This is a genomic window from Desulforhabdus amnigena (genome assembly GCF_027925305.1).
Taxonomy (GTDB): Bacteria; Desulfobacterota; Syntrophobacteria; order Syntrophobacterales; family Syntrophobacteraceae; genus Desulforhabdus; species Desulforhabdus amnigena.
Genome location: NZ_BSDR01000001.1, coordinates 4523286 through 4536740 on the forward strand (window position 1 = coordinate 4523286; position 13455 = coordinate 4536740).

Here is a 13455-nt window from a genome sequence, read left to right on the forward strand (position 1 = left end):
AATCGCTTCAAAAAATCATTGCATATTTTGCATTCAAGTTGTAACGGGTGGTATCCGACTATGAAGGTGGAATACCACCCGTTTTACGTGGTCCGTTTTGTTTCTCAAGGCTAAAAAATCCGCGGATGTCCCTTTTTCAACGGGAGCAAGTGATAGATGGTCCAGGAACTCGATGGGTATGAAGTCAAGGCGCTCAACTACGAACTCCTGTTGAAGGATATTCTCACCGCTGCGGAGAAGCTGCCGCCTTTTCCCGATGTGGCATGGAAGGTGCTCGGCCTCATCCGGAAAATGGCTTCCGTCAAGCAAATAGAATCCGTCATCAAATATGATCCGACCATTGCCGCTCGAATCCTTTCCCTGAGCCAATCCGCATATTACCGGCGCGCAGGGAAAGTCTCTTCCCTGCAGGATGCCATCGTGGTCCTGGGAAATCAGAAGCTGGTGGAAGTGATCCTGGCCGCCTGTGCCGTTCACTACTTCCGGGGCCAGGTTTCGGGGTATCGTCTCAATGAGCGCGAACTGTGGCGCCATTCGGTTTCCACGGCGGTTCTGTCCGAAAAGCTTGCGCTGCGCTTCAGGAAGAAGAGGGTGCTCACGGCCTACACGGCGGGTTTGCTGCACGATATCGGCAAGACGGTCCTGGATCTGTATGCCAAGATCTATCTGCACATCGATTTGAACCAGATCCGTAAGAGCGGCATTCAGTTCATCGAGGCGGAACGGAGGGCATTGGGAATAGACCACCAGGAACTGGGGCAGCTCATTGCGCGCAGTTGGAATTTTCCCCCCGAAGTGACCGTTGCCATCGGGAACCATCACTTTCCTCAAAAGGCCAAAACCGATCAGGACATGGCGGCCATCGTCTACATTGCCGATCGGCTGGTCAATGGTATGCAGGAGTCGCGGGAGCCGCGGGATGCTGTCGACCCGGAAACGGATCCCGTTTTCAAAGCACTCGGTGTTACCTCTCAGATTGCCGAAGATCTGCAGGCAGAGATCTCCGAGGCAGTGGAAGGCATTGTGAGCTTCCTGAAGAACGAAGCATGATTCGAGGTAAAAATCGGAGGGTCGTTTCTCAGGATTTTCGCGACAGCCGGATGCCTTTTGAATTCCTTGTCCAGAAATTGCCGCACCACACCTCTATCCCACCCCAGCGGATGTGAAAATCCCGTGTAAAGAGAGAGATCTCCCTCGTAAAGCGTTTTCGTTTCAAGCCCGGAAGCTTCAGGTCCATAGACGGGCAGGTTGAAAATGGCCAGATTCAGGAACTGAATGCAGTCGCTGTGCTTCACGGTGAAAAGGAGCGTGTTCCTTGCCGCGTTCAGTGTTTCCGAGGGTGTGCCGAAGAGCAGGTAGACGTAGGTTGCAATGCCCGCTTGGTTCAGGGTCTTGAGGGCCCTGGATGCCACCGCGAGGTCCACCCCTTTCTCTTCCCGGTCGATCACTTCCTGGTCCCCCGATTCCAAACCCAGTTTCAACATGACGCATCCCGAGCGTTTCAAGGCCATGCAAAAATCCGGATCGGCGAGATGATCCGTGATCCTGGCGAATCCATACCAGGGAGGCCCGGGGGGATCGAGGGCGAGGCCTTTCATGAGCCTGGGGCTGACGGCATTGTCGAGGAGATGGATCAGGACCGGCCTGGTTTGCGCCACCAGAATGTTCAGATCTTGGAGCACCCTCTTTACGGGAAGGGGCGCGTAAGGGTTGCCTTCCGCTCTTTCGGGGCAGAAGGCGCAACGGTTCCAGTAGCATCCGCTCGAGGCGCTGTAGGGAAGGATCGCACCCGGAGAGAGATATTTTTCCATGGGAAGGGCTTCGTAGGTGGGCGTGCAGTGTTCCATGCTTTTCCCCCCGGTTCCCAGGAGGGAGAGGAGAGCCTCTTCCCCCGGTCCGGCCACCATTTCATCCACCAGGCCGCCAAAGGGATTTCGCCATCCCGGCCTCCTCATCCAGGAGGTAACCAGTCCTCCCCCGAGGGCCAGCGTCAATTCAGGGTATTCTTTCCTGATGAATCCCATCATCGCGAAGGCGCACAAGGCCTGGCTCAAAAAATTCAGGGAAAGCCCCACCACCTTGTAAGGGCGGTGATCCAGGATTTGCCCGATCCTTCGGCTGAAATAGGGAAAAAAAGGGTTTTCTTCGGGGCGCTCCGCCGCCCGGATAAGATCTTCGCTTCGAACGGGAGAGAGCTCCGCGTGCTGGTAGTTGCCCAACCCCACCCTGGAGCCCTCTGAAACCGTTGTGGACATTTCCACGAGGCGATTCAGGTCCAGGACAGCCCGCTTGTACCGGTCGAAATGGTCGTAGACGTCACGGCTTCTCAAGGAATGAAGGTGGTTCGAAAGGTTGCGGGCTGCCCGCGCCGTCCATTTGTCGGAGGACCTTTGGGGACCCTCCATCAAGTGGAGCAGCCCTTCCATGTTGGCGTCGAGCACTGTGCAGTGTATTCCATTACGGTGCATCGCCCCTGCAATTTTTGCAATGCCGGGAGGAGGTTCACAGGGTTTGACCACGGGGGGATGAATCAGAAGCATGTGCTGTTGTCTTTCGGATATAAGGGGGTGGGCGGATTCCAATATCCCGTTATTCACTACGGAGGTACAGAGATCACAGCGCGGCCAAAGCCGCAACCAAATAGGGATTTCAAGAGCGACTCACTCCCTAAAAACGGCAGGCCGGTTTCCCTACCAGAGGCTTTCATGCCTGGAAAGGATTCCGACCCGCACTTTCATGACTCGTTGAGGCCGTTCCGCAGATCAATCGAACCGGATTTTCCGTTCTTCACCCAGGTCGAAAGTTCTGTAATCCGCGTATCCCTGGTTTAGAGCCACGGTCATCGGCAGCTGCTTGCTTGCCGGCCCCCAATGCTGGATGGGACCGGGACTGCTGAAGAAATCGTCGGTCGCCCATTTCTCGCGGTTTTCAGCGAAGACCTTGAAAGCCGGGGAAGAAGTCTCCACCAGGGATTTATTGATGACCATCTCCTCCTTGCCTTTGCGCATCTCACAGGCGATCAACCCGGTGAGAGGAAGAGCCAGCACTCTCCCGCCCTTGTCAAAATCGGTCACCGCGGCCATATAACCCGTCTTCCCGGCCAAAACAAGAGATCCTGCGGTCAGGCCCAGGGCAAAGGTGAAGGCTGCATCAAAAAGAGTGGGCTTGCCGCTTCGGCCTTCATAACCGAGAAAGTGCGACTGGGTGGAAAAAGTCGCCGCCTTGAATTTTTCGATCTGGTCTTCCGTGGCAGGAATCTTTCCCTCCTGGTCGCCGAAGTATCTTTCCGTGTGGCGTTTGATTTCCGACATCTTGTATCGAATCTTCTCGATGAGAAGCTTCTCCGTTTCGATCTGCGAGACCTTGACGTTGCCGTGCTCGTCCCGGTCCAGGATGAGCATTTCCTCGATTTCGTCGGGCAGGGAAGCCATGAGCTGAGCGGACTGGGGCGAGAGGTGGGGATAAATGAATTCCTGCTTGTTCTTGAGAGTGGGGAGATCCTTGATGTCCCGTTCGTATTCCGCCAGGATCTTGTTGAGTTCCTGAATCAGGGTCCGCATTTCGGGGATGAATTCGATGAGCCCCTCGGGGACCAGGACCAGGCCGTGATTGATGCCCTTGAGGCGTCGAAGAACGATGATGCGGACGATTTCATCCACGATGGCTTCGAGGGACATGTTCTTTTCTGCGATTTCCTCCGAGATGAGTGCAATGGCCGGCTTGGTCTGCAGGGCGACTTCCAGGGTGATCTTACTGGCGGTACGCCCCATGAGCTTGACAAAGTGGTAGTATTTCACGGCGGAGGCTGCATCCTGGGCAAGATTGCCCGTCAGTTCGGAATAGACTTTGGTGGCCGTGTCGTAGCCGAAGGAAATGGGAAGATAGTTGCCTGCGGCCATATCCCCGTCGATGGTCTTGGGAATGCCGATGACGCTGCAGGTGATTCCCTGCTCTTCCAGGTATTCGGCAATGAAGGCCGCGTTGGTGTTGGAGTCATCGCCACCGACGATGATCAACCCATCCAGCCGATTCTTCAAAACCGTTTCCTTGACTCTTTCAAACTGCTCCGGAGTCTTGATCTTTGTTCGGTCCGTGCCGAGAAAATTGAAACCGCCGGTATTGATAATGGCCTGGATATCGGAATTTTTGATCTCGAAAACATCCCCGTTGATGAGGCCTTTGGGCCCCTTCCTGATGCCGAGCAGAGTGTTTTCGTTTCCGAGAACCGCCTTGAGGCCGGCCAAGACATTGTGCCCTCCCGCCGCGGGTCCTCCCGAAAAGAGCACCGCCACCCGCTTGCCCGCCGCCCTGGGCGGTTTTGCATCCGGCTTCGCCTCGAGGATGATGTTCCTGCTTTTGGCTATGGTCCTGGGGAACACTTCCTGGATGCGGCCGTGCTCCTGGCAGGTGAAAGCGGTTTGAGTCTCTACAAATGAAGCCGGTCCGATATTGCCGTCTTTATCGAGAAAAACCGAACAGACGGGAATGGGTAAGTCCCTTATGGCCTCTTCGAACAAAGAATGCCTCCCCTCTGTTTTAGCGACGAATGCCGCCAGGTTCGTTGCGCCGATATCCTGCCTCGTCATCTTTACACCCCTCCTGCAATGACCGAAAAATTCGACTGAACTCACCGCGTCGCTTCGTGCCGGCTGTGCGGCGTATTCACGCGCCTCACATTTCCTCCCGGCAATGCGGTGAGTTCAGTCGATTGAAGAATTGTCAAGGAACAACTTGTTTGTTCTGAAGACCCAATCCATAAAACCATAGGTTATCGTTTGACGACTTCTTAGAACCTATCCGGAAACCCCCTGTGGACTTTGCGACACCCCCCTTGGTCCCCCCTCGAGGGGGGAATTAAAGGGGGTGTCCGCTGCCGAGGTAGGTTTTTGGATAGGTTCTTATTGCCCTCTCTTCCCGGAGTAAAGGTATTTTTATTCCTCGTCTCCCGCCCCGATGAGGGGTAGGACCTTGTCGACCTTGAAGAAGACCAGGAAAAGGGGGCCCCGGTCCTTATCCGTTTCTCTATAGTCTCTTCGACGCAAAGAGAAAAGAAGTTCCGTGTCCTGTTCTTCGCGTATTTTGGTGAGAAAGAGTCTCATGCCCTTATAAGCCGGGCCGTCTTCCGAAAAAATATAAGCCGCATGAGGATTTGACTGAATGTTGCTGTGAGTCAACCGGTCCCGCATGATGAATGCCACCGTTTCCTCATCCATGATATGGGGCGACGCGTAGATTGCTCCATCCACTCTGCCCTCCGCATCGGCTGTGGCCAGAACGCCTCTTCCTTTCACATTCTTGAAATATTCGCTGATTTTCATCGAGATGCCTCCGTTCATTATGTGAATTCCGAATGTGCATGGTCGTTAACCTGAAGATAAGATCATCCCCCCGGATATTCTCGTCTCCCTATTCATCGGCGCCGTGAAAAATCGGGAGCGTTCTCGAACAGACCTGCCTTCGGCATCAGATCCTGCATGTGGTTTTCAGTTTCGGCGTGAAGCGCTCGGGTCCTTTCAGTATGGGTTTTCCAATGTTTTTCGAAAGGGTGCGCAGCATACCGCCGAATATCCAGACATGAAAAGGATAAAGTATATACCAGTACAGGATTCCCAAAAGCCCTCTGGGGAGGAAACGCGACAGCTGTTGGAGTTCCGTCTGGTTTTCACCCATGGGAGTGAGCTTGAATTCCAGGATGGCTTCTCCCGGAGTTTTCATTTCAGCCAGCAGAAGCAGCCTGTGGGGGGCATCCACTTCCAGGACGCGCCAGAAATCCAGGGCGTCGCCCGTATAGAGTTGACTGGGATGGCGCCTTCCGCGCCGCAATCCGGTGCCTCCCATCAAGCGATCCAGGGTCCCCCTCACTTTCCAGAGCAGGTCCCCGAAATACCATCCGGTCTCTCCACCGATCCGGACGACATGCTCCCAGATCTCCTCCGCAGAGGCCTGCAGACGAATCCGATGGCCGCATTCCAGGATCGTTCCCCCGGCATATTGCGCATCGCCGCAATAAGTCCATTCCGGCGGGAGCAAGGCTCCCGCATCGGTCCAACACGTTTCCACGCGCTGCTGCCGAGTCTTTTCCAACGCCAGCCGGATGGTTTCCCTGCAGTCCTTGAGTTTGATCGGGATGATGGATCGTATGCGATTTTCCTGGCACACGACCTCGTTGGCGAGCCCTTCGGCCAGGGGCTGAGCGATGGAAGCGGGAACGGGAGTGATGATATGAATCCAAAGGGCGCTCAGGTAGGGCGACAAAACCGGGATGGGAATGATCCTGCGGCGCGGCAGGCCCGCCACTTCGGCATAAATGTGGATGAGCTGTTCGTAGGTCAGGATCTCGGGACCTCCGATATCGAAGCTCTTTCCAACGGTTTCCTCGTTTTCCAGGCATCCCTGGAGATATTCCAGGACATTTCCTATGCCGATGGGCTGAACGGGGGTTCTCACCCACGCAGGTGTGAGCATCACCGGAAGGCGGTCGACGAGATATCTGAGCATCTCGAAGGATGCGCTGCCGGAGCCGAGAATCATGGCGGCTCGAAGAACGGTGGCGGGAACCGGTCCCGATTCAAAGATTTTCCCCACTTCGTGGCGCGACCGTATGTGTTTGCTCAGCTTTGGGTCGTCGGGGTTTCCGAGAGCTCCCAGGTAAATGATGCGTTCCAGTCCAGCTTCGGCTGCCGCTGCGACCATGTTTTGAGCCGATTCCCTGTCGGCATGCGCGAACTTTCCTTCAGCCGAGATCATGGAATGGATCAGGTAAAATGCGACTCCGCATCCCTCGCAGGCTTTTTTGAGAGCCGCCGGATCCAGCGCATCACCCTCCACCATTTCCAGCAGGGGATGCCCACCCCACGGGCGGCACTGCAACTTGGCAAGGGATCGCGCCATCACCCTCACTCTGTACCCCGCCTCCAAAAGCCTGGGCACCAGGCGGCCTCCGATATATCCGGTTGCTCCGAGAATCAGTACAGGTTTTGCATTCATCATACAGAGTCCTTTCTTGATTACTTGCAAACCTAAGGATAGATCAGTATAAATGCAACATTAAAGATGTGAAAGGCAAGGCAAGGTATATTGGTAATTCTTTAGATAAAAATGGATGATTGTACTGGGAACGGTTACTTTGCTCAAACCTCCGTTGTCCGAAATGTAAGGAGTGAGTGCCCATTGGGAGGTTCAACATGCGATACCGGTTGTCTCGAATCTTCGGAATCCAAAAATCGAAATTCCCGTGGGCCTGCTTGCTCCTGGCGGGAATATTGCTGTTGGGATGCGCTCATGCTCCTGAAAAGAGTGTTCCCTTTGACGGTTCGAATGCATCAACCGTTTTGCCCGCAGCCCCCTCTTCCGTGGAAGTCCCGGAACAATCCACTCCGTCCGCTCCTCCCGTTGAACCCGCCCGTCAAGGGCTCCTGACCCTGGATCGGGCCATAGAAGAAGCCCTGAGGGCCAGCCCCGAACTGGAACAGATTCGGGAACGGCTGGATGCCTCGGAACAGCAGGTGCGCCAGGCCGAAGCCTCATTTTACCCCCGTCTGATTCTTGCCGAAGATTTCAACGCGACGGACAATCCCGTGTTTGCCCTCATGGACATCATCAATCAGAGGCGCCTCCAAACCGATGTGAACTTCAACGAACCCGGCCGGCAGCAGAACTTTTCATCGAAAGTGCAGGGGGAATGGCTCCTGTTTCAGGGAGGCAGCCGCTGGTACGACCGCAATGCGGCATTGGGACAGAAAAAATCCATCGATGCGGAACTGCTCGCAGCCCGCAATCACTTGGTGGCCAAGGTGTCGGAAACCTATTATCGCTGGCTGCAGTCCTTTGGGTTTGTGGAGGTCGCTGAAAAAGCTCTCGAATCGGCCAGGACCGATGAGGAGGTAGGGGCGGCGCGCGTGCAGGCCGAGATGGCGCTGCCCAGTGAATTCATGCGCCTCAAGGTGCGGACGACTGAGGCCGAGAGCAATCTCGTCACGGCAAAGACGGGGCTTCGCAGGCTGCAGGCGGGGCTCGAACGCCTCATCGCCCGTCCCATAGGAGTGGAGGAGGTTCCCAACGGTGCCGCTTCCGTTGCTTCCGAGCCGCCCACAACCGTTTCCGAAGATACCCCTGCACTGGTGAAGCAGGCCCTGGACAAGCGCCCCGAAATGGCTGCCGTTCGTTCCCTCATCAAGGCTTCCCGGGATCGGGTGAATTCGGCTCGAGGAGGTTTCCTTCCCAAAATCGCTGCCAACGTCAACTATCAATGGGATTCCGAAGAATTGGACGAGAGCGCCGAGAGCTGGTTCATAGGGCTTCAGGCTTCCTGGCCGCTTTTCGAGGGGGGCTTCACTCTGGCCAAAATGCGTGAGGCCGAATCGCGCGTCAAGGAAATGGAAGCGCGGGGGCAGCAGGTTGCTCTCGACATCGCCCTGGAGGTTCAGCAGGCTGCCCTCGCGGTGCAGGAATCGACCGAAAAGATAAAAGTGGCTGAGGAAAGAAGGCGCTGGGCTCAGAAATCATTGGAGGAAGTCCGGCATCTTTACCGCAACGAGGTGGCTTCCGTGGATGCGCTTCTGCAGGCCGAAGTCGCCTGGAACCAGGCGGAAGTTGCGTATACCGCCGCTCTTTTCGATGGAAGGATCGCGCAGGCCCTCTTGAGAGAGTCTTTAGGGGATTTCGCGGACCATCTGCAGTAGAGGTGATCTCGCTCGGAATTTTCCCTTGAATCGTCGTCGAATGCACTCACTGCCGACTGCCCACCAACGATCAACCGCCACTGACCACAATCCCCGGGAGGCGTGGAATGACGGAAACATCTCAAAGCCAAGACAAGCGAAAGATTTTGCGAGAGACCGCGAAGGGATTGGGAGTCTTGTTGCTCCTGGTTCTCATGATGATGTGGCTGGCTGGAGCCTTTATCGACAAGGTGGAGCCCGGCGCTCCGGCGGCGAAGCCTCAGCCCGGCGCATGGAAGACGGAAAAAGTCCGGAAGCGGGATTTCCCTCTCATTATCGACCAGGTCGGCACGGTCAGAGCCCACACGTTGGCGCAGGTTTCCAGCCGCATCATGGCGCAGGTGAAAGAAATCCTGGTTCGTGAAGGCGATGTGGTGGTGGGGTCCGATGCCGGGGGGAGTGTCTCCGGCGGCAAGAAGACGGCGGATAAAACAATCTCCAAAGCGGCGTTGCAGTCTTCGAAGGGGGGGGCCGCGGATAGCGGGTCGGGCACGGTCCTGGCGCGGTTGGACGATGGCGAAATCCTGGCCCGTCTGCGTCAGGCGGAGGCCCAGATAGCGGCCATGGAAAAAGCGATGGAGGTGGGCAAATCGAAACTGACGGCAGCCCGGGCCCAGGTGAATTCGGCACAGGCCAACAGGGACAATGTGCTGGCGGATTTCAAACGGTATCAGGACCTCTACCGCAATCAGGCGGCCACCGGGCAGCAATTGGACCATGCCAAAGCCCAAAAGGATATGGCCGAAGCGCAGCTTCAGGCTCATGAACAGGAAGTGCGGGCGGCCCAGGGGGAAATAGAAGGCACGGAGGCCCGGAAAAAGCAGGCCGAGGCCGCCGCGGCGGAGGCCCGCGTTTTGCTCGGCTACACTCTCATTCGAGCTCCCTTTACGGGCAAAGTCATCAAAAAAACGGTGGATGTCGGGGATATGGCTTCTCCCGGCCAGACGCTTTTCATCGTGGAGGGAGAATCCCGGCCCGAGATCCATGCGAATCTCTCCGAATCTCTTCTTCCCCAGTTGAAGGTGGGGGAAGCAATGGAGGTGCATGTGGATGCCCTGAAGCGGACGTTCCAGGGGAATCTTCGCGAGATCGTACCCATGTCCGATCCTTCCACGCGCACGGTCCTGGTGAAAGTGAGCCTTCCCGACGATCCCGGTCTCGTGAATGGACTCTTCGGCCGGCTCCGGGTGCCTTACGGAAGATACGAAAGCCTGGTGGTTCCCATGGAAGCCGTTCGCGAGGTGGGGCAGCTGGTCCTGGTGGAAGTGGTGGATTCCGAAGGGTATGCGCAGAGGCGGTTCGTGACGCTGGGCCGGCGTCACGAGGGAGTCGTGGAAGTCCTCTCGGGGCTGAAGGAAAATGAGGAGGTCATCGTCCCATGAGTGAAACGCACGCCTCTTCCCACCACTGGATGAACCGCATCGTCGAGGCTTTTCTGGGAGGCAATCTTTCGGTCCTGCTCATCCTCATCAGCCTCATAGCGGGTGTGGCCGCTCTTGCCATAACTCCCAGGGAGGAGGACCCCCAGATCGTTGTTCCTATCGCGGACGTTCTCATCAGCATGCCGGGAGCTTCCGCCCGGGAAGTGGAACGCCAGGTGGCGACGCGGCTGGAAAAGCTCCTTTACCAGATCGATGGCGTGGAATATGTCTACTCGACGAGCTTTCCTTCCCAGGCCATCGTGACCGTGCGTTTTTATGTGGGGGAGGACCGAGAAAGAAGCTGGGTGAAGCTCCATAACAAGATCCAGGGCAACATCGACCAGGTGCCGCCCGGGGTTGCCGGTTGGGTGGTCAAGCCCGTTGAAATCGACGATGTTCCCATCACAAACCTTACCCTCTACAGCGACCGCTACGACGATTATGCCCTCCGCCGCATGGCCGAGGAACTGGAGATCCGGTTGCAGGGAGTCAAAAACGCAGGGCGCACCTATGTGGTGGGCGGAAGACCCCGGGAAATCACCGTTCATCTTTCCTCCCAGCTCATGGCGGGGCGGGGGGTCTCCCTTCAGGATATTCAGCGAGTGCTCCAGGCGGCAAATGCCACCCTGCCCGCGGGGAACCTGGTGCGTGACGATGAGGAAATCCGGCTCGATGCCGGGCGTTTTCTCACGAGTGCGGAGGACGTGGGAAACCTCATAGTGGGAGTGCGGGAAATGCGGCCCGTCCTGCTCAGGGAAGTGGCCGCCATCCAGGACGGTCCCGCGGAGGCCCGGACCTACACCCGCATCGCCTTGGGAGAAAAGGCCTATTCGGATATCGATCCGGCCGCGAAAGGAGAGGACGCATTCCCTGAACACATCGAGCGGTACCGGGACTATCCCGCCGTGACCGTTGCGGTGGCAAAACGCAAGGGAACGAACGCGGTGTGGGTGTCCGAGGAGGTCCGAAAGGAGGCTGAACGGTTCGCCGGGGAGGTTCTTCCCCCTGATGTTCACATGCGCGTGACGCGGGATTACGGAGAAACCGCCGACCACAAGGTGAACGAACTGGTGGAGGCGTTGCTGGTGGCCATTGCCATTGTGGTTTTGCTGCTGGCTTATACCCTGGGCTGGCGGGAAGGAATCATCATCGCTCTCGCCGTGCCGGTGACCTTCAGTTTCACCCTCCTCATCAACCTCTTTCTGGGGTTTACCATCAACCGGGTGACCCTTTTCGCCCTGATTCTCTCCCTGGGGCTCGTGGTGGACGATCCCATCGTGGACGTGGAAAACATTCACCGTCATTTCGCCATGCGCAAGGTCCCGCCATACCGGGCCGTGGTCGAGGCCGTCAACGAAGTGCGCCCTCCCATCATACTGGCTACCCTGGCGGTGATCATTTCCTTTCTCCCCATGTTTTTCATTACGGGCATGATGGGCCCCTATATGGCCCCCATGGCCCTCAACGTTCCCGTGGCCATGCTCATGAGCCTGCTGGTGGCCTTTACCATCACCCCCTGGCTCTCGCTGCACATGCTGCGAAGCAGTTACGACAAGCCGCACGGTGAACCGGAGACGGTCGAAGAGAGCGCGCTTTTCAGGGCCTACAAGAAGATCATGGATCCCATGATTCAATACAGGGGGCTGCGATGGGGGCTCCTCGGGTTTGTGCTGATTTTGCTCGCCTTTGCCGTGTGGCTGGTTTTCTCGCACCGGGTTCCCCTCAAGATGCTGCCCTTCGACAACAAGAACGAACTTCAGGTTGTCGTGGACATGCCCGAGGGGACAACCCTGGAGACCACCGAGGCGGCCACTTACGCCATGGCCGATTACCTGGTGCGCCTGCCCGAAGTGACGGATGTGACCACCTGGGTGGGGACGGCCAGTCCCATGGATTTCAACGGGCTGGTGCGCCACTATTACCTGCGCGAAGGGGCCAACGTGGCCGATATCCGCTTCAATTTAATCGGCAAGAAGCAACGCAAGCAGCAGAGCCATGCCATCGGTTTGAGAATTCGAAACGATCTCAAGGAGATCGCACGGCGATACGATGCCAATATCAAGATCGTGGAAAGCCCGCCGGGGCCGCCTGTCATCGCCACCCTGGTCGCCGAAGTGTACGGGCATATCGGCCAGCCCTATGAAGAACTGGCGGCGGCGGCAAAAAGAGTCGGAGCCATCATGGAAACCACTCATGGGGTGGTGGATGTGGATGACGTTCTGGTCGCCCCCGAAAAAAAGAGAGTGTTTCGAGTGGACCGGAAGAAGGCCGCTTTCCACGGCATAAGCGATGCCCAGATTGCGGAAACTCTGCAGGGAATGGTGATGGGGAGCCGAAAAGATTCTCTTCGCGTGGATACGGAAGTGAATCCCGTCCATATCACCCTGCGCCTTCCCCGCGAGGCTCGGACCTCTCATGCGGATCTTGACCGGATCATGATCCGGGGGCAAAGCGGTGAAGGAGTGTTCCTGTCGGAACTGGGGACCTTCGAAGATGCGGTCATCGACCAGCCCATCTATCACAAGAACCTGACGCCCGTGGTCTATGTCTTTGGAGAGACGGCAGGACTCCCGCCCCCGGATGCGGTTCTGACCCTTGAAGACAAGGTGGCTAAGGATGGCAATCTCGAGGGGTTCCGGGTCATATGGTCCGGCGAGGGGGAATGGGACATCACTCTCCGGGTTTTCAGGGATCTGGGCATTGCCTTCGGTGTGGCCGTACTGGGGATTTACATTCTTCTGCTCTACCAGACTCAGAGTTACCTGCTGCCGGCCATTCAGCTCATCGCTTTGCCCCTCTCGGTCATCGGCATTCTGCCCGGGTTTTGGATGCTCAACCTGATCACGGGGGATACGGTGGGAGGTTGGGGAAATCCGGTCTATTTCACCGCTACGGCAATGATCGGCATGATCGCGCTGGCGGGTATCGCTACGAGGAATTCCATTCTCCTCATAGAATTTGTCGAAGCGCGCAAGAGTGAAGGAAAGCCCCTGGTCCGATCGCTCATCGAAGCGGGAGCCCTCAGAACCCGTCCTATCCTCCTCACCTCACTTGCCGCCATGCTCGCCGCCTGGCCCATTACGCTCGATCCCATCTTTTCGGGGCTGGCCTGGGCCCTCATTTTCGGCATAGCCGTATCCACGTTTTTTACCCTCATCGTTGTGCCTGTGGTCTATTACATGGCCTACGGAAAGGATGCGGCAGAGGAGGCGGGAGAACGATGAGAGGGTGAAAGCCATTTCCGGAGTAAAGTCTCCTTTTTGAAGGGTGGATTGAGGGGCCGCCAACAACGACAAGATTTTTATGTCAGTCCA

General features: G+C 56.9%; 8 protein-coding genes. 4 read left to right on the forward strand and 4 right to left on the reverse strand.

Annotation, left to right across the window (positions count from 1 at the left end; translation table 11 throughout):
- Window positions 1-156 precede the first annotated feature (156 nt).
- On the forward strand, window positions 157-1050 hold the full coding sequence (locus QMG16_RS19395) for an HDOD domain-containing protein (protein WP_281796999.1): 894 nt from the start codon (window positions 157-159) through the stop codon (window positions 1048-1050).
- On the opposite strand, the gene QMG16_RS19400 is transcribed toward QMG16_RS19395, so the two are convergent.
- The 4 genes from QMG16_RS19400 to QMG16_RS19415 all read right to left on the reverse strand — a co-directional run bounded on the left by QMG16_RS19400 (window position 972) and on the right by QMG16_RS19415 (window position 6987).
- Window positions 972-2540: a B12-binding domain-containing radical SAM protein gene (locus QMG16_RS19400; RefSeq protein ID WP_281797000.1), complete on the reverse strand. Its 1569-nt coding sequence runs from the start codon at window positions 2538-2540 to the stop codon at window positions 972-974. The two genes, QMG16_RS19395 and QMG16_RS19400, sit on opposite strands and share 79 nt — an antisense overlap.
- 222 nt (window positions 2541-2762) lie before the next feature.
- Window positions 2763-4586: a diphosphate--fructose-6-phosphate 1-phosphotransferase gene (locus QMG16_RS19405; RefSeq protein WP_281797001.1), complete on the reverse strand. Its 1824-nt coding sequence runs from the start codon at window positions 4584-4586 to the stop codon at window positions 2763-2765.
- A gap of 345 nt (window positions 4587-4931) precedes the next feature.
- Entirely contained in the window at window positions 4932-5318 is a 387-nt protein-coding gene (locus QMG16_RS19410) for a pyridoxamine 5'-phosphate oxidase family protein (RefSeq protein ID WP_281797002.1), read from the reverse strand.
- 145 nt (window positions 5319-5463) lie between these two features.
- On the reverse strand, window positions 5464-6987 hold the full coding sequence (locus QMG16_RS19415; protein ID WP_373878762.1) for an SDR family oxidoreductase: 1524 nt from the start codon (window positions 6985-6987) through the stop codon (window positions 5464-5466).
- A 176-nt stretch (window positions 6988-7163) separates the two neighbouring features.
- Here QMG16_RS19415 and QMG16_RS19420 point away from each other — a divergent pair, with 176 nt between their 5' ends.
- The 3 genes from QMG16_RS19420 to QMG16_RS19430 all read left to right on the forward strand — a co-directional run bounded on the left by QMG16_RS19420 (window position 7164) and on the right by QMG16_RS19430 (window position 13365).
- The gene (locus tag QMG16_RS19420) at window positions 7164-8681 is read left to right on the forward strand and encodes a TolC family protein (protein WP_281797004.1); all 1518 of its coding nucleotides are present in this window, start codon (window positions 7164-7166) and stop codon (window positions 8679-8681) included.
- 107 nt (window positions 8682-8788) lie between these two features.
- Window positions 8789-10102, forward strand: a complete 1314-nt coding sequence (locus QMG16_RS19425) for an efflux RND transporter periplasmic adaptor subunit (RefSeq protein WP_281797005.1) — start codon at window positions 8789-8791, stop codon at window positions 10100-10102.
- Complete coding sequence (locus QMG16_RS19430) at window positions 10099-13365, forward strand: efflux RND transporter permease subunit (protein WP_281797007.1); 3267 nt, start codon at window positions 10099-10101, stop codon at window positions 13363-13365. Before QMG16_RS19425 ends, QMG16_RS19430 begins: the two co-directional genes overlap by 4 nt.
- The last annotated feature ends 90 nt before the right edge of the window (window positions 13366-13455 follow it).

Coding starts and splice junctions, on each gene's coding strand:
- QMG16_RS19400 (WP_281797000.1), bottom strand. CDS start 2,540: ATGCTTCTGATTCATCCCCCCGTGGTCAAACCCTGTGAACCTCCTCCC.
- QMG16_RS19425 (WP_281797005.1), top strand. CDS start 8,789: ATGACGGAAACATCTCAAAGCCAAGACAAGCGAAAGATTTTGCGAGAG.
- QMG16_RS19405 (WP_281797001.1), bottom strand. CDS start 4,586: ATGACGAGGCAGGATATCGGCGCAACGAACCTGGCGGCATTCGTCGCT.
- QMG16_RS19395 (WP_281796999.1), top strand. CDS start 157: ATGGTCCAGGAACTCGATGGGTATGAAGTCAAGGCGCTCAACTACGAA.
- QMG16_RS19415 (WP_373878762.1), bottom strand. CDS start 6,987: ATGAATGCAAAACCTGTACTGATTCTCGGAGCAACCGGATATATCGGA.
- QMG16_RS19410 (WP_281797002.1), bottom strand. CDS start 5,318: ATGAAAATCAGCGAATATTTCAAGAATGTGAAAGGAAGAGGCGTTCTG.
- QMG16_RS19430 (WP_281797007.1), top strand. CDS start 10,099: ATGAGTGAAACGCACGCCTCTTCCCACCACTGGATGAACCGCATCGTC.